This window comes from Streptomyces sp. NPDC020898 (assembly GCF_044333925.1).
Classification (GTDB): domain Bacteria; phylum Actinomycetota; class Actinomycetes; order Streptomycetales; family Streptomycetaceae; genus Streptomyces.
On record NZ_JBIRRV010000028.1, the window covers coordinates 65,799 to 84,022 of the forward strand.

Consider the following 18,224-nt stretch of genomic DNA (forward strand, 5'->3'; position numbering starts at 1 on the left):
GGTGTGAACGCAGGGGAATCGCAGCGCACGCCTTGGATCGTGGGGGTGTCAGGAGCGTCAGGGACGCCGTATGCGGCTGCCGTGCTGCGTGCGCTGCTCGCAGCGGGGGAAGCCGTCGATCTGGTCGTCAGCCGGGCCTCGCGGCTCACGTTGCTCGACGAGACGGGGATCTCCTTCCGGGACGCCCACTGGCAGGACGACCTGGGCGAATGGCTGGCCCGGGGCGCCGACGGCAAGCCCGGCACCTTCGAGGTGGACCTCGACGGTGACCGCGTACGGCACTGGAGCGCGGGGGACCTGGCCGCCGGGCCCTCCTCCGGGTCGTACGCCACGAAGGGGATGCTGATCGTGCCCGCGTCCACCGCCTGTGTGGCCGGGGTCGCGCTCGGGCTGTCGAAGGACCTGTTGCAGCGGGCGGCCAGTGTCACCCTCAAGGAACGGCGCGCACTCGTCGTCGCCGTGCGGGAGTCCCCGTTGAACGGGCAGACCCTCCGCCACCTGGTGACCCTGGACGACGCCGGCGCGAGCGTCGTACCGGCCTCGCCCGCCTTCTACGCCGGCGCCACCCACATCCAGGACCTCGTGGACTTCGTCGCCGGGCGCGTGCTCGACGCGGCGGGTGTCCCGCACCGGCTGTACCGCCGCTGGGAGGGCGAACTCGGCGGCGGGGCCGGGTCGTCCCGTACGTCCCGTACTGATAACGACTGAGCCGGCGTACGTATCAGTAACCGGCAGTACCGCTCATCACCTTCGGGAACCTCTTTCAGGAACCCTTTCCAGATTTCCGGATCCCTCATCGGATCCCTCTTCACCGGAAGGCTTAGATCGCATGGACGCGGTGGACAGGCAGCTCATCCAGGCCCTGAGGGAGAACGGCCGGGCCTCCTACGCCGAGCTGGGGCGCCTCGTCGGTCTGTCGGGACCGAGTGTCACCGACCGCATCAACCGGCTGGAGACGGCCGGTGTCATCACCGGGTACCGGGCCACCGTCGACGCCGCCTCACTCGGCCTCGGCGTCACCGCGCTGATCGGCATCTCGCTCTCCGACGCGGCCGACCACGAGGACGTGGCGCGCCGGCTCCGGGACCTCAGCGAGATCGAGGACTGCTGGTTCATCGCGGGCGACGACTCGTTCATGCTCAAGGTGCGTTCGAGCGACGTCGACGGGCTGGAGAAGACCATCCGGCGGCTCAGCGGGACCACGGGCGTCTCCAGGACCCGTACGACCATCGTGCTCTCCACCAAGTGGGAGAACAGGGTCGGTGAGCTGCCCGAGGAGCAGTAGGCGGAAGTAGTGGGGCGAAGCGGTAGGGCGAAGCCGTGGGCGTACCGTTGACCGGGTTGTCTGAGGAAGAGGTAGAGGCATGGACGTCGGACTCAAGCGCGAGCTGGAGGACAAGGTCAGGGCCGGTGAGCGGCTGACCCGCGAGGACGGCATCGCGCTGTACGAGTCGGACGACCTCGCCTGGCTCGGCGGGCTGGCGCACGAGGTGCGGACCCGTAAGAACGGTGACGTCGTCCACTTCAACGTCAACCGGCATCTCAACATGACCAACGTGTGCACGGCCTCCTGCGCCTACTGCTCGTTCCAGCGCAAGCCGGGCGAGAAGGACGCGTACACGATGCGCATCGAGGAGGCGGTCAAGCTCGCCAAGTCGATGGAGGGCGAGAACCTCACCGAGCTGCACATCGTCAACGGCCTGCACCCGAGCCTCCCGTGGCGCTACTACCCGCGCTCCCTGCGGGAGTTGAAGGCGGCTCTCCCGAGCGTCTCCCTCAAGGCGTTCACGGCGACGGAGATCCACCACTTCGAGACGATCAGCGGGCTGTCGGCGTCCGAGATCCTCGACGAGCTGATCGACGCGGGCCTGGAGTCGTTGACCGGCGGCGGCGCCGAGATCTTCGACTGGGAGGTCCGCGAGCACATCGTGGACCACCGCACGCACTGGGAGGACTGGTCGCGCATCCACCGTCTCGCGCACGAGAAGGGTCTGAAGACCCCGTGCACGATGCTGTACGGCCACATCGAGGAGCCGCGCCACCGGGTGGACCACGTCCTGCGCCTGCGTGAGCTCCAGGACGAGACGAACGGCTTCCAGGTCTTCATCCCGCTGCGCTACCAGCACGACTTCGTCGACATGAAGGACGGCAAGGTCAGGAACCGCCTCCAGGCGCGCACGCAGATGGCGACCGGCGCGGAGGCCCTCAAGACCTTCGCGGTGTCGAGGCTGCTGTTCGACAACGTCCCGCACGTCAAGGTCTTCTGGGTCATGCACGGCGTCCAGACCGCGCAACTGGCGTTGCTGCACGGCGCCGACGACATGGACGGCTCGGTCGTCGAGTACAAGATCACCCACGACGCCGACAACTACGGCACGCCGAACAAACTGACCCGCGAGGACCTGCTCGACCTGATCAGGGACGCCGGGTTCCGCCCGGTGGAGCGCAACACGCGATACGAGATCATCCGCGAGTACGACGGCCCGGACCCGGCACGCCGGGAGTCGCCGCAGCCGATGCGGGTCTGAGCCTGCGGGGGGTTTGCGGATACGGATACGGATACGGATGCGGGTGCGGGTGCGGGTCCGGTGGGGGCTGGTCGCGCAGTTCCCCGCGCCCCTGGAGAGCGGGGCTCCGCCCCGGCTCTCCAGTCCGCCGCCGTACCAGTCCGCCGCCGTACCAGTCCGCCCGCCCGCCCGCACCATCCAGCCCGGCCGCGGCATCTCCAGCCCAGGCCCGCACCTCCAGCCCGTCCGGCGTTTGAGGACGAGGCCCGTTCAGGGCCGTAGGGGGTCTGGGGGCGCAGCCCCCAGGGATGGGACGGGTAGGGGCGGCGGGGGCGAAGGAAACGGGTGACGTTCGCGGACGGGGTCTCCGGGCGGCATGGTGACGACGGCGCCTGAGGCACTCATCGGCGCGTTGGTTCGCTGACGTAATGGCTACTATTTCCCGGTGTCCCTTACTTTCACTTTCGACCCCGCTGTCGGCCCCGCCCTCCGCGACGGCATCCTCGACCTCTGGACCGACGTCACCAACGCGGGCGGCGCGGTCGGCTTCGTGGCGCCCGTGACGCGGGACGAGATACGGCCCGAGCTGGTGAAACAGCTCGCCTCGCTCGCCACCGGCGGTGCCCGGCTGCTCGTCGGGCACGACGAGGACGGCCGGGTCGCCGCGACCGCGTTCCTCACCTTCAACACCCACCGGCTGCGGACGCACTGGGTGTGGCTCTACACGGTGATGGTGCATCCGAGGCACCAGGGCAAGGGATACGGGCGGGACCTCATGGCGGCCGTCGCGGACGCCGCCCGCAGCCTCGACGGCATAGAGGCGATCCGCCTCGGCTGCCGGGGCGGACTCGGCCTGGAGCGCTTCTACGGCTCCTGCGGCTACAAGGAGGTCGGCCGCGTGCCCGACGCGATAAGGGTCGCCCCCGGGGACGACCGCGACGACATCACGATGCTGCTCCCGCTGCTCTGAGCGCGTCCCCCGTACGTGCCTCCCCGCACCTCCCTCCCCGCACCCCGCTGCAAGATCGGGGCATGGGCGTGTTTCACTGGATGACGCCCGTTTTTGGCAACGTTCGGACCGGAAGAAGAGTGGATTGAGATGCTCCGCTACACGCTGATGCGTTTCGGGATCTTGGTGGGTTGCCTCCTGGTCGTCTGGGGCCTCGTCTACTCCGGTATCGCTCCGCGCGGCCTGGGCAGCTCCAACGGCATGTGGATCATCCTGCTCTCCCTCGTGATCTCCGCCCCGATCAGCTTCGTCGCGCTGCGCAAGGAGCGGGACCGGGCGTCGGTGCAGATCGTCGAGAAGGTGGACCGCGTCAAGGCCAACCTGGACGCGAACCGCAGCCAGGAGGACGAGGCGGTCGACGAGGCGGCACGCGCCCAGGGCCAGCCGTCCAAAATCACGTGAAGAAGGACGAACAAGGACTGTGAAGACACGTTGAGCCGGTGCTAACGTGAAAATCCTTCAGGATAGGGCAAGTTGAGGCACAGGTAACCTGTGCGACACCTGAGCCTGCACATCCCCGCCGCTCCATCACCCCCGAACCCGCACGAACCCCACACGTGCGAGCCGTACGATCCGGTTTCTGCCCAGCGGTGACCGAGGTCGTACACCCGTGGTGAACCGCCACCGGAGGTGCACGCCCCCGGAAGGCCGCTGCACGCCACAGGAGCCGCCCGTGTCCTCGTCGTTCCCGACGTCCCCGCCCTCCCCGACCCCGCCGCAGATCGTGACCGCCGTCGGCTACGACGGCGAGCCCCTCCTGGTGGAGCCCGAGATCCGGCGGCTGGACGGGGCCGTGCGCGAGGTGTCCGTACCGGCGTTCGTCTCGCCGGTGACGTACGGCTCGCTCGCGGACCTCCCCTTCGACAACGCGGCCGAGGCCCCCGAGGCGACGGTCCTCAGCCGCCGGGCGGCGGACGGCAGCTGGACCCAGGTGACGGCGGCCGAGTTCGCCGAGCAGGTCCTCGCGGTGGCCAAGGGGCTGATAGCCGAGGGCCTGGTACCGGGCGACCGGCTGGCCATCATGGCCCGTACGACGTACGAGTGGACGCTTCTGGACTTCGCCGCGTGGGCGGCCGGCCTGGTGACCGTCCCCGTCTATCCGACGTCCTCCGCCTTCCAGACCCGCTGGATCCTCCAGGACTCCGGCGCCGTGGCCCTCGCGACGGAGACCGTCGCCCAGGCCGCCGCCCTCGGCCCCGAGCGCGACCGCATCCCCGACCTCCAGCACCTGTGGGTCATCGAGAAGGGGCACGTGGAGCGGCTCGCCGAGCTGGGCAAGGACGTACCGGACCAGGAAGTCGCTGTACGGCGTGGGGTGTTGGGCCCCGACACCCTCGCCACGCTCGTCTACACCTCGGGCACGACCGGCCGCCCGCGAGGCTGTGCGCTCACGCACGGCAACTTCTTCGCCGAGGTCGACAACGCCATCGAACTCCTCTACCCCGTCTTCCAGGAACGGACGGACGAGGAGGCGTCGGTGCTGCTGTTCCTGCCGATGTCGCACGTCTTCGGGCGGATGGTGGCCATCGCGTGCGTACGGGCGCGGGTGCGGCTGGGCCACGCCCCGAGCCTCAAGTCGGAGGATCTGCTGAGCGACCTGGTGGCCTTCAGGCCGACCTGTCTGCTCGCCATCCCGTACATGCTGGAGAAGGTCTTCAACACGGCCCGCGCCAGGGCCGAGACGGGCAACCGGGTCTCGTCCTTCGACCGCGCGGTGAACGTGGCCCGCCGGTACAGCGAGGAGGTGGAGGCCCAGCGGCACGGCACCGGCAGCGGTCCCGGCCGCGCGCTGCGCACCGCCCGCGCGTTCTACGACCCCCTGGTGTACCGCCGTATCCGCAACGCCATGGGCGGCAAGGTCCGTTACATGATCTGCGGCGGCTCACCGCTCGGCCGGCCCCTGGCAGGATTCTTCGCCGGCGCGGGCATCGAGATCTACGAGGGGTACGGCCTGACCGAGACGACCGGCGCGGCCACGGTCACGCCACCGCTCAAACCCCGGGTGGGGACGGTGGGTTGGCCCCTTCCCGGTACCCGGGTCAGGATCGCCCCCGACGGCGAGGTGCTGCTGTCGGGCGACCAGGTACTGCGCGGCTACTGGGACCCGAGCGCGGACGGTGTCGTCCCGGCGGCGCCGGAGGGCTGGCTGGCGACGGGCGACATCGGCTCGTTGGACGACGAGGGCTATCTGACGATCACCGGCCGCAAGAAGGAGATCCTGATCACCGCGGGCGGCAAGAGCGTGGCTCCGGCGCCCCTGGAGGACTGGCTGCGGGCCCACCCCCTGATCTCCCAGGCGATGGTCCTGGGCGACGGCCGCCCCTACATCTCGGCCCTGATCACCCTGGACACCCCCGGCCTCACCCACTGGCGCCAGATGCAGGGCAAGCATCCGGTGCCGCCCGAACTCCTCATGGACGACGCCGACTTGAAAGCGGTCATCCAGCGCGCGGTGGACGAGGCCAACAAGCTCGTCTCCCGGCCGGAGTCGATCCGCCGCTTCACCATCCTCCCCGTCGACTTCACGGAGGAGGCCGGTCATCTGACGCCGTCGATGAAACTGCGGCGGATGCAGATCATGCGGGACTTCGCGACGGAGGCGGAAGGGCTGTACGAGCAGTAGCTCAGCGGTAACCCCGGTGATCGTCCGCAATCGTCCGCACGCCTTCCGGCGGCCACCTGGGAGGGCCACCATCACGACATGACGATCACCGCGAGCGCGCCTCCGACGACCACCCACGGCAATCCGGTGGCTCTCGTCCGGGGGTTCCTGTCGAGTTGCGTGTGCGGAGCCGGACTGGCCGCGTTCGCGGTGGGCAGCGCCATCGAGGACGTGCCGCTGATCATCGGCAGCCTCGTTGTGCCGGTGGTGTACGGGCTGCTCAACTGGGCTGCCGGGGCGCCGAAAAAGGCCCGGCTGGCGGCCGTGGTCCCCGTCACCGCGCTCGCGGTGATCGAGAGCCTGCACGCCACCGGGTCCGAGCTGTCGGCCAACGTACCGATCGACTTCGACCTCACGGTCGCCCCGGACGACGCGCCCGCGTTCCGCGTCGTGATGAGCGACCACATCAACCTCGTTGATGTCCCCGACTACCGGCCGCGCGACATCGTGGTCGTCGAGTATCCGCCGGACCGGCCGTGGAAGATACGGCTCGTCAAGAAGCCGACCCCGGACTGGCAGCGCCGGGCGGCCGACGCCGTCCTCGACTCGGCGCCCGAGTCGACGGCGGTGAAGGAACCGCCGGAGGGCCGCGCGTACGGCGTGACCCTCGCCGTCGGCGTGCTGGTCGGGGTGGCGGTCGTACTGCTGTCGTTCCGCGCGGAGTTGACGGACAGGTTCAACGGCTCGGAGAGCGACGCGGGCAGCCCCTCGGTCACGTCCTCGACGTCGTCCTCGTCCTCCTCCTCGTCAACGACGAGTACGACGGTGGTGTCCTCGGGGTCGGGCACGGTCGTCCTGGGCTCGGGGCAGTCGTTCCTCGACAAGGGCGAGCTGCGGCAGGCCGTCGAGTCGCTGACCAAGGCCGGCGACAAGGGTCCGGCGCTCACGGTGGCCGTACAGGACACCATGCTGTCGGTGGTCTTCCCGCCCACGGGCACCCAGGCCCCCCTGTTCGACCCCAACTCCCTGCCGTACGAGCGCATCCCGGCCCTGGTGAAGGAAGCGCGGACCACCCTCGGCGTCCACTCCCCGGAATCCTGGCAACTGACAGCAGACCGCCTCACGGGCTCCCTCAATCTGAGGGTGAGCGTGACGGGGGCGGGCGGCGACACGGGGTCACTGGTGGCGGACGGAAAGGGCAAGGTCGTACGCCGTAGTCCGGCTGCCTAGTAATTTGGGGCGCCCCAATAGGGGCGCGGGGCTGTATCTATCTGCGGCTCCGCCGCGGGGCGCGACAAGCCACCACCGCCCCGCAGCCGACAAACAACCTAACCTCGGCAACTGTCAGAGACGGTCTCCGCGAACGCCCGAGCACTCGGACTGAGCGCATCCCACCGCCGCACAGCCCACCCCACCGCAAGCGGCCACAGGTCACGCACCGGAATCAACCGTACGGGCCCCTCAACCCCCGGCACCGCCAGATCGGGGACGGCCGGAACAACCGCGCACCCCAACCCCAACTCGGCCAGCAACAGAGCCGTATCCCAGTCGGCGACACTCGTGTCGAACACCGGCCGCACCCCCACCTCCGCGAACGCCGCGTCGAGATGCGCGGCCGAGGTGGAGTTGGGCGGCAGCCGAATCAACCGCAGGTCACGCAGATCGTCGGCCTCGGCATACGCCCGCCCCGCGAGAGCCTCACCGGCGGGTACGGCAAGCACCCACGGCAGTTCCATCACCACCCGCTGCTCGATGCCCCGCACCGGCGACCCGATGGTGATCCACGCCAGATCCAGCTCACTGTCGGCCAGCGCGGCGAAACACCCCCGACTGGAGTTCTCGGTACGGAACTCCAGGCTGACCTTGGGGTGTTGGCGCCGGAAGGTCACGACGGCGTCGGCCATGAAGTGCCGCACGGTCGTAGCTCCCGTGGCGACCCGCACCGACCCGCTCTCACCGTCGACGAGATCCTTGAGCCGCCGCAGCGCGAGGTCCAGCCCGGCGATGCCCTCCGAGGCGGCGGCCTGCAACACCCGCCCAGCCGCAGTGGGTACGACCCCCCGAGCATGCCGTTCCAGCAGAGCGACGCCCGTCTCCCGTTCCAGCCGCCGCACATGCTGGCTCACGGCCGACTGGGTGCACGCGAGGTCACGGGCCACCGCACTCAGGCTCCCCGCCCGGCACACGGCCACGAAGACACGCAGGTCATCCAGGGTCACAACACCCAAGCTAACACTTGGAGTTGATGACAGAACCTTAGGATTGACTGGGTACGGAGGGCTGCGTCACGATCTGTCCAGGGCCCAGGCGGCAACCCGTCCCGCGCCCCTCGCCGGGGTCCGGACCACTGGGGCGGGGAAGCGGACGGGTGCCGACCTCCACGTGCCTCGGCATGCCTTGGGGCCGCTTCGCGCATCTCCGCGCCCCGAGAGGACGGTCGTCCCCATGTCCGCTTCCCCCACGTCTTTCTCCGTCACCCCGCCCGCGCCACCGTCCACGGCGGCCCAAGCGGTGGGGCTGCTACGGGAGTTGGGCGCCCAGCAGATCGCCCACCCCGGCGGCACCCTGCTCGCCCACCTCTGTCGGGTGTACCGTCTGCTCGCCGCCTGGGAGGCCCGCCCCGCCCTCCGCCTGGCCGGCCTCTGCCACGCCGCCTACGGCACCGACGGTTTCCCGACGGCCCTGCTCTCGCTGGACCGCCGTGCCGAGCTGGCGCGAGTGATCGGCCCGGAGGCGGAGGAGATCGTCCACGCGTACGCCGCGATGGACCGCAGGACCACGCGCCCGGGCCTGGCCGCCCCGGACGCACTGTTCCACGACCGCTTCACCGGCGGTACGCGGACGGTGGACCGGCGCCGGTGCGAGGACCTCGCCGAGCTGACCACCGCGAACGAACTCGACCTGGCCCGCGTGGACCCGGCGTTCCGCGAACGCCGGGGCGCGGACCTGCTCGCCCTGTTCACCGGCTTCCGGCCCCTGCTGACCGGGCGGGCGTGGACGGACGTGGAGGCGTTGCTGGTCCGCTGAGGACCGCAGGGCGTGTCACTGCCCGGCGGAGACCGACCAACGCACACCGGAGGTACCGGTGACCTGGACGTACGCGTCCGGGTACACCGTCCTGACCTTGACCTCGTTGTAGATGCTGGTGACCTTGACGTCCGTACACGGCTGGGAGAAGGTCACGCCGACCGCGGGGACCTCGACCTTCACGGTGCCCTTGCCCTTACAGTTCAGGGCGATCCCGAGGGTCCCCTTGTGGAGCCCGCCCTTGAGGGGGATGGCACGCCCGAGTTGCCCATTGGCGAACGAGGCGATGGTCCGCCTCTCGATCTTCGGAGCCTCGGTGACGGTCTCACCGTCGAGTGACTCAACGGCGGCGGGCTCGGCGGTGACCGAAGGTGTGGCCGACTTCTGGGCCGAGGTTTCCGGGGCGTCGCCGCCGTCGCTGGTGCAGGCGGTGCCCGTCAGGAGTACCGCCGCGCATATCGCTGCCGCTGTGGCGGTGCGGGTGATGATCGTCATGCCCACATCATCGCTTAACCCTGGCGCAGCTCGCCCCGGCATGGCGCTTGACTTCCCAAGACCCAAGTACGACATTCCCGCCCCATGAACCCAGAAGCGGACCCCGCGAGACGTACCGACCGAACCGACCGATCCGGACGCACCGAAAGTGTCGTTCCCGCCGAACTCCCCTCCAGGCGAGGCGTGTTGGCAGGCGCCGCCGCGACAGGTGTCGCGGTCGGCGTGGGTGTCACGGTGGGCCAGGGGACAGCCCGGGCCGCAGCGCCTCCGCTCCTCGGGACGTACGACGTCGTGGTCGTCGGAGCGGGCGCCGCCGGGATGACGGCCGCGCTGACGGCTGCGAAGCGGGGCCTGACCTGCGTGGTCGTCGAGAAGGCACCCACCTTCGGTGGGTCCGCCGCTCGTTCGGGGGCCGGGATCTGGATCCCGAACAACTCCGTGATCCTGGCGGCCGGGGTGCCGGACACCCCGGCCAAGGCCGCCGCCTACCTCGCGGCGGTCGTCGGACCGGAGATCCCGGCCGCCCGCCAACAGGCCTTCCTCGCCCACGGACCCGCCATGCTCTCCTTCGTCATGGCGAACAGTCCGCTCCGTTTCCGCTGGATGGAGGGCTACAGCGACTACTACCCGGAGCTGCCGGGCGGTCTCCCCAACGGCCGTTCCATAGAACCCGATCAGCTCGACGGCAATGTCCTGGGCGCCGAACTGGCCCACCTCAACCCGCCGTACCTGTCCGTCCCGTCCGGCATGGTGGTCTTCAGCACCGACTACAAATGGCTGGCCCTCGCGGCGGTGAACGCGAAGGGTGCGGCCACGGCCGTCGAGTGCCTGGCACGCGGTACGAGGGCGGCCCTCCTGGGCCAGACCCCACTCACGATGGGCCAGGCCCTCGCCGCCGGACTGCGCGCGGGGCTGACGTCGGCGGGGGTGCCCGTCTGGCTCAACACCCCCCTCACCGACCTCCACTTGGAGTCCGGAACGGTCACAGGCGCCGTCGTCACCCGCAACGGCACCCCCGGCCTCCTGCGCGCCCGGCGGGGCGTGATCATCGGCTCGGGCGGCTTCGAGCACAACGCGGCGATGCGTAACCAGTACCAGCAGCAGCCCATCGGCACGGAGTGGACGGTCGGCGCGAAGGAGAACACCGGGGACGGGATCCGCGCGGGGGAACGGGCGGGCGGTTCCCTGGCCCTGATGGACGACGCCTGGTGGGGCCCGGCGATCCCGCTGCCCGGCGAGCCGTACTTCTGTCTGGCCGAACGCACCCTCCCCGGCGGCCTGTTGGTCAACGCGGCGGGCTCCCGCTTCGTCAACGAGGCGGGGCCGTACAGCGATGTCGTCCACACCATGTACGAGCGCAACGCCACCGACCCGGACATCCCGGCCTGGCTGATCGTCGACCAGAACTACCGCAACCGCTACCTCTTCAAGGACGTGGCACCGACCTTCGTACTCCCGGCCGACTGGTACAACTCCGGTGCCGCGTACAAGGGGTGGACGCTTGACGCCCTGGCGACCTCGATCGGCGTTCCGGCCGCCGCCCTCCGTACCACCGTCAGCCGTTTCAACTCCCTTGTCCTGAACGGCGAGGACACCGACTTCGGGCGCGGGGACAGCGCGTACGACCACTACTACACGGACCCGTCCATCCTCCCGAACTCCTGCCTGGCACCCCTGTGGCTGCCCCCGTACTACGCCTTCCGCATCGTCCCCGGCGACCTCGGCACCAAGGGTGGCCTGCGCACGGACGCCCGGGCACGGGTCCTGCGGGCGGACGGCACCCCGATCCCGCGCCTGTACGCCGCCGGCAACGCCAGCGCCGCCGTCATGGGCCACAGCTACGCGGGCGCGGGCTCGACGATCGGCCCGGCGATGACGTTCGGATATGTGGCGGCACTGGCGGCGGCGGGGGTGCTGTGAGCGCGGCGGCGATATGCCTGTGCGTTCCGCATGAACATGCCCTAGTGTCACGCTGATTGCTGGGGAGGCAACAGGTGCGGATGGTGCACGGGGGGCGGTTCGCCGCGTCAAGAAGGACGGCGAGGGTTGTGGTCGCCGCGACGGCCGTACTGGGCATGTCGCTCGTCGCGGGATGCGGGCAGCGGCAGGGGGATCCGCAGCCGTACGCCACTCTGGCGCAGGCGCCGGAGAGGCTCGCGGCGGACGGCACGACCATCATGGTCGGCGACCCGACCGCCGAGATCAAGGTGCACCTCTACGAGGACATGCGCTGCCCGGTCTGCGAGGAGTTCGAAGTCACGGGCGGCGGTCCGGCACTTCTGGAGGCGGTGCTGCAACGGGAGGCCAGGATCAACTACACCTTGGCCTCCTTCCTCGACGACCGGCTCGGCGGCAGCGGTTCGAAGAAGGCGGCCAACGCGCTGCGCGCCGCGCTGGAGGCCGGCAAGTTCGCCGAGTACCACGAGGTGCTCTACGACAACCAGCCCGAGGAGGAGGTCGACGGTTTCACCGACGCCCGTCTGCTCGAACTGGCCGAGCAGGTCGACGGTTTGCGCACCCCCGCCTTCGAGTCGGCGGTGAAGACCATGAAGTACCGCGCCTTCGTCACCGCCTCCGAGCGCGCCTACGAACGCGTCGGCACGGCGGAGGAGCAGAGTCAGGGGCAGGGCCCGGGAACACCCACCGCCGTGATCAACGACGTCAAGGTTCCCGAGGATATCGGCGGGGTGCTGTACGACCCGGTCCTCTTCACGGAACTGCTGGAGCTGATCCGGGACAGGCCGGGGGAGTGGCAGGCGTACAAGGACTACCAGCCACTTCCGGACCCCGAGGACTACGGATACTGAGCCGGCCAGCCAGCGCGGCCGGCTATGACCGGAAAAGGCAGGAGCTCCGATGCCGTAAGGCTCGGAGCTCCTTGGGTACTGCACACGTTCCAGATCAAGGGATGTGGCTCAGAAGAGCCGCAGACTTAGATCGGGCTGACGTTCTCCGCCTGCGGGCCCTTCGGACCCTGCGTGACGTCGAAGGAAACCGCCTGGTTCTCTTCGAGAGAGCGGAATCCGCTCGCGTTGATCGCGGAGTAGTGGACGAAGACGTCCGGGCCGCCGCCTTCTTGGGCAATGAAACCAAAGCCCTTTTCGGCGTTGAACCACTTCACGGTTCCGGTAGCCATAAGCCCTCCTTGGGCCCAAAGGGTTGCCCTGCTCCAGAACCTGCAAGGTGTAAACAAAGAATTGTAAACAACTGCATTCATCTGAAAACGACGAGAGCCCGCGGTCACATGCTCCGCAGGCTCTGTACTGCAAGGGAAACCAAACTGCAACTTGCGGCGAGCTTAGCACTCGGGCAGCCGAATGCAATAGAGGGCAAGATCACGTCACCCGGACGTTTGAGGAGCGGCGTGCGGCCTTGACGAAGCCGTCGTCCGGGCGTTAGTGGCGGCCCTGGGGGGTGAACCGTACCCCATGCCCGTTAGCCTCGCGATGTGGACAATTCTCGCAACCGGCCGCGCGTCGGCCACATCCAGTTCCTGAACTGCCTGCCCCTCTACTGGGGGCTCGCGAGAACGGGGACGCTCCTCGACTTCGAGCTGACCAAGGACACCCCCGAGAAGCTCAGCGAGCAGCTGGTGCGCGGTGACCTCGACATCGGGCCGATCACCCTCGTCGAGTTCCTCCGCAACGCCGATGACCTGGTCGCCTTCCCGGACATCGCCGTGGGCTGCGACGGCCCGGTGATGTCGTGCGTGATCGTCTCCCAGGTCCCGCTCGACCGCCTGGACGGCGCACGGGTGGCACTCGGCTCGACATCCCGTACGTCGGTACGCCTGGCGCAGCTGCTCCTGGCCGAGCGTTATGGCGTACATCCTGACTACTACACGTGTCCGCCGGATCTCAGCCTGATGATGCAGGAGGCGGACGCGGCGGTGCTCATCGGAGATGCCGCCCTGCGCGCCAACCTCCTGGACGGTCCGCGCTACGGCCTGGAGGTGCACGACCTGGGCACCCTGTGGAAGGAGTGGACGGGCCTGCCGTTCGTCTTCGCGGTGTGGGCGGCCCGGAAGGACTACCTGGCGCGCGAACCGGCGGTGACGAGGAAGGTCCACGAGGCGTTCCTCGCCTCCCGCGACCTCTCCCTGGAGGAGGTCGGCAAGGTCGCCGAACAGGCGGCCCGCTGGGAGGGGTTCGACGAGACCGTCCTGGAGCGGTACTTCACGACCCTCGACTTCCGCTTCGGCGGCCCCCAGCTGGCGGCGGTGCAGGAGTTCGCCCGCCGGGTGGGCCCGACGACCGGCTTCCCGGCGGACGTGAAGGTCGACCTGCTGGAGCCGTAGGCTGCTGGTCGCGCGGGGCCGAACTGACGGGTGCGCGCGCACGGGTGGACATGCTGTGCATGTTGTACGGGGGAGAGGTGCGCCATGCAGCCACTGGACGTCGGTGAGCCGGCCGTCATCGGGCCCTACCGGCTGCTCGGACGGCTCGGCTCGGGCGGGATGGGCCGGGTCTACCTGGGCCGCAGCACGGGCGGCCGCACGGTCGCGGTCAAGATCGTGCACCCGCACTTCGCGCTCGACGAGGAGTTCCGCGCCCGTTTCCGCCGCGAGGTCGAGGCCGCCCGCCGGGTCGGCGGCGCCTGGACGGCGCCCGTCCTGGACGCGGACCCGGACGCCCCGGTGCCCTGGGTGGCGACGGCGTACGCGGCGGGCCCGTCCCTGACGGCGGCCGTCACGGAGGACGGTCCCCTTCCCCTGGACTCCGTACGGGCACTGGGCGCGGGCCTGGCGGAGGCGCTGGCGGCGGTGCACTCCCTCCATCTGGTCCACCGGGACGTGAAGCCGTCGAACGTTCTCCTCACCCTCGACGGCCCCCTCCTCATCGACTTCGGCATCGCCCGGGCCACCGACGGCACGGCGTCCCTGACCTCGACCGGCGTCTCGGTCGGCTCACCCGGCTACATGTCACCGGAACAGATCCTCGGCAAGCCGGTCACGGGAGCAGCGGACGTCTTCTCGCTGGGCGCGGTGCTGGCGTACGCGGCGACGGGCAAGTCCCCCTTCCCCGGCGACTCCTCAGCGGCCCTGCTGTACAAGGTCGTCCATGAGGAGCCCCAACTCGACGGCCTGGGCGGGAAGTTGCGGCAGGTGGTGGAAGGGTGCCTGGCGAAGGACCCGGCAGCGCGACCGGCCCCCGACGAGGTGGCCCGGCAGCTCGCTCCGGAGGGCGCGGCGCGACTGGTCGCCGGCGGGTGGCTGCCGGGGCCCATGGTGGAGCGAGTCAGCCGGGGGGCGGTGGCGTTGCTGAACCTGGAGGTCACGGAGGCGGGCGAGGGCGCGCTGTCCGGGCCGGTGGGGTTCAGCAGCCCCGCGGTGGGAGGGGTGGGAGCGGTGGCAGGGGGTGCGGCGGGCGTGTTCGGGCCGCCGCCGGTGATGCCGGAACTCCGGGACTCGGAGCCGGAGTTGCCCGACCGCCGACCGGGCAAGGTCACCGTGAGCGTGGCGGCGACCTCGGCACCCGTGGCCGACGGTCGCGGACGGAGACTGAGCTGCACGGTCGCCCTCGCGGTGGCGGGCGCACTGGCGACGGTGACGGTGGGCTCGGCGTTCGTCTTCGACCTGCTGCCCGGCAAGGGCGGGGACTCCAGCACCGCGAGCAAGGACGCCGGCCAGGGCTCCGACCAGGACGCGGGCGGCACGGGCTACGACGCGCAGAGCCCGGCACCGAGCACGGTGCCGGACCCGGCGAGCGGTGCGACCGCTGTCCCCGCGTCCTACCTGGGCACCTGGGAGGGCCCCGGCGTCGCCCTCGACGGCGCGCTGCCGATGGGAACCTTCCGGGTGACGGTCCGACAGGCCGCGGTGGGCGGCACGCTGGGCACCTTCCGCCAGACCGACCAGATCGGCGGCACCTGCGACGACGTACTGATCCTGAAAGAGGTCACGAAGACCCAGCTCATCGTCACGTCCATCGCCGACAAGTCGAACCGCGACGTGTGCACGACGGGCTCCCACACGGTCCGACTGACCCCGACCGGCGACGACCTCACGTACGACACGGACAACCCGGGGGCGGGGGATCCGGTGGCTCGGATGTCGCGGGTGGGGTGAAGGGTGGGGCACCGGGTCGAGTGACGGCGGACCCGCACCCCTCTCCTGCTCATGCCCCTGTCACTCAGGCCGTTCCCGCGCTCATTACTGTGTCTGCGATAGCGAACACCGTCACACGCACCACGCGCGCAACTGCTTGACGACAACGGGGAAGGCTCGACGATGGAGACACTGCAGCCCGACGACCCACGGGAGTTGGGCAGCTACCGGATGCTGCGGCGGCTCGGCGCCGGTGGCATGGGGCGGGTCTATCTGGCCCGGTCGCCTGGCGGCCGTACCGTCGCGGTGAAGGTCGTACGCCCCGATCTGGCGGCGGACGCGGACTTCCGGCGCCGCTTCCGGCACGAGGTCGAGATAGCCAGGGCGGTCTCCGGCCGCTACACGGCCCCGGTCGTCGACGCCGACCCGGACGCCGCGCTTCCCTGGCTGGCGACGGCCTATGTGCTCGGCCCCGATCTCACCGACGTCGTCGACGTGCACGGCGCGCTGCCCGAGCACACGGTTCGCGCCCTCGGCGCGGGCCTGGCCGCGGCGCTCCAGGAGATCCACGCGGCGGGCCTCATCCACCGGGACCTGAAGCCCTCGAACGTTCTGCTGGCCGCCGACGGCCCCCGCGTCATCGACTTCGGCATCGCGCGGGCGGTGGACGGAAACCGTATGACACAGACCGGAGTTGTGGTGGGTTCGCCCGGCTACCTGCCGCCGGAGCAGGCGCTCGGACAGGACACGGGGACGGCGGGCGACGTCTTCTCCCTGGGCGCGGTGCTGGCCTTCGCGGCGTCGGGCCGCAACGCGTTCGGCGAGGGCGCCGTCTCGCACGCGGCGATGCTCTACCAGGTCGTGCACGGCGAGCCGGACCTGACGGGCGTACCGACGTCTCTGCTGGGCCTGATCCGCGCGTGCCTTCTCAAGGACCCGACGCAGCGTCCGGCCCCGGCCGAGATCGTGGCGGTACTGGCACCGCAGGGCGTCGCCGGTGTACTGAACGACTGGCTTCCGTCGGCGGTCGCGTCGACGATCGCCACGCACGCGGCGGGAATCCTGGACCTGGAGGCTCCGGCGGCGGTGCCCGCGGCATTCGGGCACCCGCCCACGATGCTGGACGGGCCGGCCACCGCGAGTACCCCGGAGCCGGGCTACGGCACTCCGGCGGGCGGCACTCCGGCACCGGGGTACGGCGTACCGCCGGGCTACGGCACCGCGCCCGGCGCCACACCCGCACCGGTCCACGGCTACGGAACGGGCACACCCCTGCCCGGCACGGTCCAGCTCGGTGCCCCGGCCGGGCCGGCCCCTTCCCGGCGCCGCTTCTTCGGGCTCGCGGCGGGCGGCGCCGGGGCCGTGGCCGCGCTCGGCGGCGGCACGGCCTGGTGGCTCTCCCGGGACGGCGGCACGCCGGACACGGCGGGCCCGGCGGCGGGCGCGGGCGGTTCGGCCGAGCCGGTCGCGGAGAGCTTCACGACGCCTCCGGCGGGAACGGCGCCGCAGGCGTTGTGGCACACGTCGGTGGCGGAGGACAGCACAACTCCGGGGCTGCCGTTGCTGGTCCACGACGGCCTGCTGCTGATCAGCGGGGATCCGCTGGTGGCCTACGACGTGAAGACGGGCAAGGTGCGCTGGTCCCGCGACGGCGTCTGCAGACCCGGCGCCCAACTCCTCTTCCACGGCGACAGGGTGTACCTGGCCGACGGCGACTACGACGGCGTACTCGTGGCCCTGGACGTGAACACGGGCAAGGAGGCCTGGCGGAGCCGCCTGAGCAAGAACCTCGAGATCGACGCCACCATCGCCATGGACGACAAGAACGTCTACGTCACGGTGACGGATTCGAGCGACTCGCAGAGCGCCACCGACTACCGCAAGGGGGTCGCCGCGATCAGCCACACCTCGGGCAGGCAGGTGTGGGCGCAGATGCGCGACTGGGGCACCGACAACTGGGACGTCGAGGGCTCGGTCTCCGGCAAGCACCTCGTCTACGCCGACTCCAAGTACAACCTCACCGTCCGTGACACCGCCACCGGCGAGCAGCTGTGGACGAAGAAACTGGGCGACGACTGGAGCTGGACGCCCGTCGTCGCCGAGGGTCTCGTCCTTCTGCCGGGCGAGACGCTGACCGCGGTGGACGCGGCCACCGGAGAGACCAGCTGGACGCTGTCCCCGAACGGCCGCCGCGGCTTCAACGACCCCACGGTCATCGAAGGCGTCCTCTACACCAGTGACTACGATCAGGGCGTCTGGGCCGTCGACGTCAGGACCGGCAGGAAGATCTGGCTGTGCGAGGACCCCGGCGCCGACGAGGCCCCGACGACCTTCCTGCGGGCCGGGCAGACGCTGTACGGTGCGTCGTTCGCCGACGGCGGCGGCATCTTCGCCATGGAGGCGAGGACCGGGACCGCGCGCTGGGTCCACAACGACAACAAGGACCCCGGTGAGCCCTGGCAGGTCGCGCTCGCCGGCAACCGCCTGCTGGCGACCCACGGCTACGAGATCTACGCACTGCCCGCTGTCTGACGCAGG

The 18,224-nt window shown here is 70.3% G+C and carries 16 protein-coding genes; 13 read left to right on the forward strand and 3 right to left on the reverse strand.

All coding sequences use genetic code 11. The features are described from left to right. Window positions 1-3: 3 nt before the first annotated feature. The 7 genes from ACH4TV_RS44810 to ACH4TV_RS44840 all read left to right on the forward strand — a co-directional run bounded on the left by ACH4TV_RS44810 (window position 4) and on the right by ACH4TV_RS44840 (window position 7,348). Window positions 4-708 (forward strand): UbiX family flavin prenyltransferase, encoded by a 705-nt coding sequence (locus ACH4TV_RS44810; RefSeq protein WP_398407200.1) that lies wholly within the window; start codon window positions 4-6, stop codon window positions 706-708. A 121-nt stretch (window positions 709-829) separates the two neighbouring features. Continuing rightward, window positions 830-1,285 (forward strand): Lrp/AsnC family transcriptional regulator, encoded by a 456-nt coding sequence (locus ACH4TV_RS44815; protein ID WP_398407201.1) that lies wholly within the window; start codon window positions 830-832, stop codon window positions 1,283-1,285. Between the two features lie 79 nt (window positions 1,286-1,364). Next, entirely contained in the window at window positions 1,365-2,528 is a 1,164-nt protein-coding gene (gene mqnE / locus ACH4TV_RS44820) for an aminofutalosine synthase MqnE (protein WP_398407202.1), read from the forward strand. A 424-nt stretch (window positions 2,529-2,952) separates the two neighbouring features. Next, entirely contained in the window at window positions 2,953-3,477 is a 525-nt protein-coding gene (locus ACH4TV_RS44825; RefSeq protein WP_398407203.1) for a GNAT family N-acetyltransferase, read from the forward strand. Between the two features lie 129 nt (window positions 3,478-3,606). After that, window positions 3,607-3,918 carry a DUF4229 domain-containing protein gene (locus ACH4TV_RS44830; RefSeq protein ID WP_398407205.1) on the forward strand — a complete coding sequence of 104 codons (312 nt, stop codon included), beginning with the start codon at window positions 3,607-3,609 and terminating at the stop codon, window positions 3,916-3,918. 322 nt (window positions 3,919-4,240) lie between these two features. Further along, complete coding sequence (locus ACH4TV_RS44835) at window positions 4,241-6,139, forward strand: AMP-dependent synthetase/ligase (RefSeq protein WP_398407241.1); 1,899 nt, start codon at window positions 4,241-4,243, stop codon at window positions 6,137-6,139. A gap of 78 nt (window positions 6,140-6,217) precedes the next feature. Then, window positions 6,218-7,348, forward strand: coding sequence for a hypothetical protein (locus ACH4TV_RS44840; protein ID WP_398407206.1), 1,131 nt, complete (start codon window positions 6,218-6,220; stop codon window positions 7,346-7,348). 98 nt (window positions 7,349-7,446) lie between these two features. Here ACH4TV_RS44840 and ACH4TV_RS44845 read toward each other — a convergent pair whose 3' ends face one another. Then, entirely contained in the window at window positions 7,447-8,337 is an 891-nt protein-coding gene (locus tag ACH4TV_RS44845) for a LysR substrate-binding domain-containing protein (protein WP_398407208.1), read from the reverse strand. A 226-nt stretch (window positions 8,338-8,563) separates the two neighbouring features. On the opposite strand from ACH4TV_RS44845, the gene ACH4TV_RS44850 reads away from it, so the two are divergent. Further along, a complete protein-coding gene (locus ACH4TV_RS44850; protein ID WP_398407209.1) occupies window positions 8,564-9,145 on the forward strand; it encodes a DUF6817 domain-containing protein in 582 nt (193 codons plus the stop codon). Between the two features lie 15 nt (window positions 9,146-9,160). Here the strand turns inward: ACH4TV_RS44850 and ACH4TV_RS44855 are convergent, their stop codons facing one another. Next, complete coding sequence (locus tag ACH4TV_RS44855) at window positions 9,161-9,640, reverse strand: hypothetical protein (protein WP_398407210.1); 480 nt, start codon at window positions 9,638-9,640, stop codon at window positions 9,161-9,163. Window positions 9,641-9,823: 183 nt separating this feature from the next. On the opposite strand from ACH4TV_RS44855, the gene kstD reads away from it, so the two are divergent. Together kstD and ACH4TV_RS44865 are read left to right on the forward strand one after the other, a co-directional pair. After that, window positions 9,824-11,560 carry a 3-oxosteroid 1-dehydrogenase gene (kstD, locus tag ACH4TV_RS44860; RefSeq protein WP_398407212.1) on the forward strand — a complete coding sequence of 579 codons (1,737 nt, stop codon included), beginning with the start codon at window positions 9,824-9,826 and terminating at the stop codon, window positions 11,558-11,560. 80 nt (window positions 11,561-11,640) lie between these two features. Further along, window positions 11,641-12,447: a DsbA family protein gene (locus tag ACH4TV_RS44865; protein ID WP_398407243.1), complete on the forward strand. Its 807-nt coding sequence runs from the start codon at window positions 11,641-11,643 to the stop codon at window positions 12,445-12,447. Between the two features lie 125 nt (window positions 12,448-12,572). On the opposite strand, the gene ACH4TV_RS44870 is transcribed toward ACH4TV_RS44865, so the two are convergent. Then, window positions 12,573-12,776 (reverse strand): cold-shock protein, encoded by a 204-nt coding sequence (locus ACH4TV_RS44870; RefSeq protein WP_006380707.1) that lies wholly within the window; start codon window positions 12,774-12,776, stop codon window positions 12,573-12,575. Between the two features lie 312 nt (window positions 12,777-13,088). Between ACH4TV_RS44870 and ACH4TV_RS44875 the strand changes: the two genes are divergently transcribed. The 3 genes from ACH4TV_RS44875 to ACH4TV_RS44885 all read left to right on the forward strand — a co-directional run bounded on the left by ACH4TV_RS44875 (window position 13,089) and on the right by ACH4TV_RS44885 (window position 18,218). Beyond that, complete coding sequence (locus ACH4TV_RS44875) at window positions 13,089-13,937, forward strand: menaquinone biosynthetic enzyme MqnA/MqnD family protein (protein ID WP_398407213.1); 849 nt, start codon at window positions 13,089-13,091, stop codon at window positions 13,935-13,937. A gap of 84 nt (window positions 13,938-14,021) precedes the next feature. Continuing rightward, complete coding sequence (locus ACH4TV_RS44880) at window positions 14,022-15,707, forward strand: serine/threonine-protein kinase (RefSeq protein WP_398407214.1); 1,686 nt, start codon at window positions 14,022-14,024, stop codon at window positions 15,705-15,707. Window positions 15,708-15,869: 162 nt separating this feature from the next. Then, window positions 15,870-18,218: a PQQ-binding-like beta-propeller repeat protein gene (locus ACH4TV_RS44885; protein ID WP_398407215.1), complete on the forward strand. Its 2,349-nt coding sequence runs from the start codon at window positions 15,870-15,872 to the stop codon at window positions 18,216-18,218. Window positions 18,219-18,224: the final 6 nt, after the last annotated feature.

What these genes read in the sequence shown, in the direction of transcription:
- ACH4TV_RS44880 (WP_398407214.1), top strand. Translation starts at nt 14,022, where the DNA reads ATGCAGCCACTGGACGTCGGTGAGCCGGCCGTCATCGGGCCCTACCGG.
- ACH4TV_RS44815 (WP_398407201.1), top strand. Translation starts at nt 830, where the DNA reads ATGGACGCGGTGGACAGGCAGCTCATCCAGGCCCTGAGGGAGAACGGC.
- ACH4TV_RS44865 (WP_398407243.1), top strand. Translation starts at nt 11,641, where the DNA reads ATGGTGCACGGGGGGCGGTTCGCCGCGTCAAGAAGGACGGCGAGGGTT.
- mqnE (WP_398407202.1), top strand. Translation starts at nt 1,365, where the DNA reads ATGGACGTCGGACTCAAGCGCGAGCTGGAGGACAAGGTCAGGGCCGGT.
- ACH4TV_RS44840 (WP_398407206.1), top strand. Translation starts at nt 6,218, where the DNA reads ATGACGATCACCGCGAGCGCGCCTCCGACGACCACCCACGGCAATCCG.
- ACH4TV_RS44830 (WP_398407205.1), top strand. Translation starts at nt 3,607, where the DNA reads ATGCTCCGCTACACGCTGATGCGTTTCGGGATCTTGGTGGGTTGCCTC.
- ACH4TV_RS44855 (WP_398407210.1), bottom strand. Translation starts at nt 9,640, where the DNA reads ATGACGATCATCACCCGCACCGCCACAGCGGCAGCGATATGCGCGGCG.
- ACH4TV_RS44850 (WP_398407209.1), top strand. Translation starts at nt 8,564, where the DNA reads ATGTCCGCTTCCCCCACGTCTTTCTCCGTCACCCCGCCCGCGCCACCG.
- ACH4TV_RS44870 (WP_006380707.1), bottom strand. Translation starts at nt 12,776, where the DNA reads ATGGCTACCGGAACCGTGAAGTGGTTCAACGCCGAAAAGGGCTTTGGT.
- ACH4TV_RS44885 (WP_398407215.1), top strand. Translation starts at nt 15,870, where the DNA reads ATGGAGACACTGCAGCCCGACGACCCACGGGAGTTGGGCAGCTACCGG.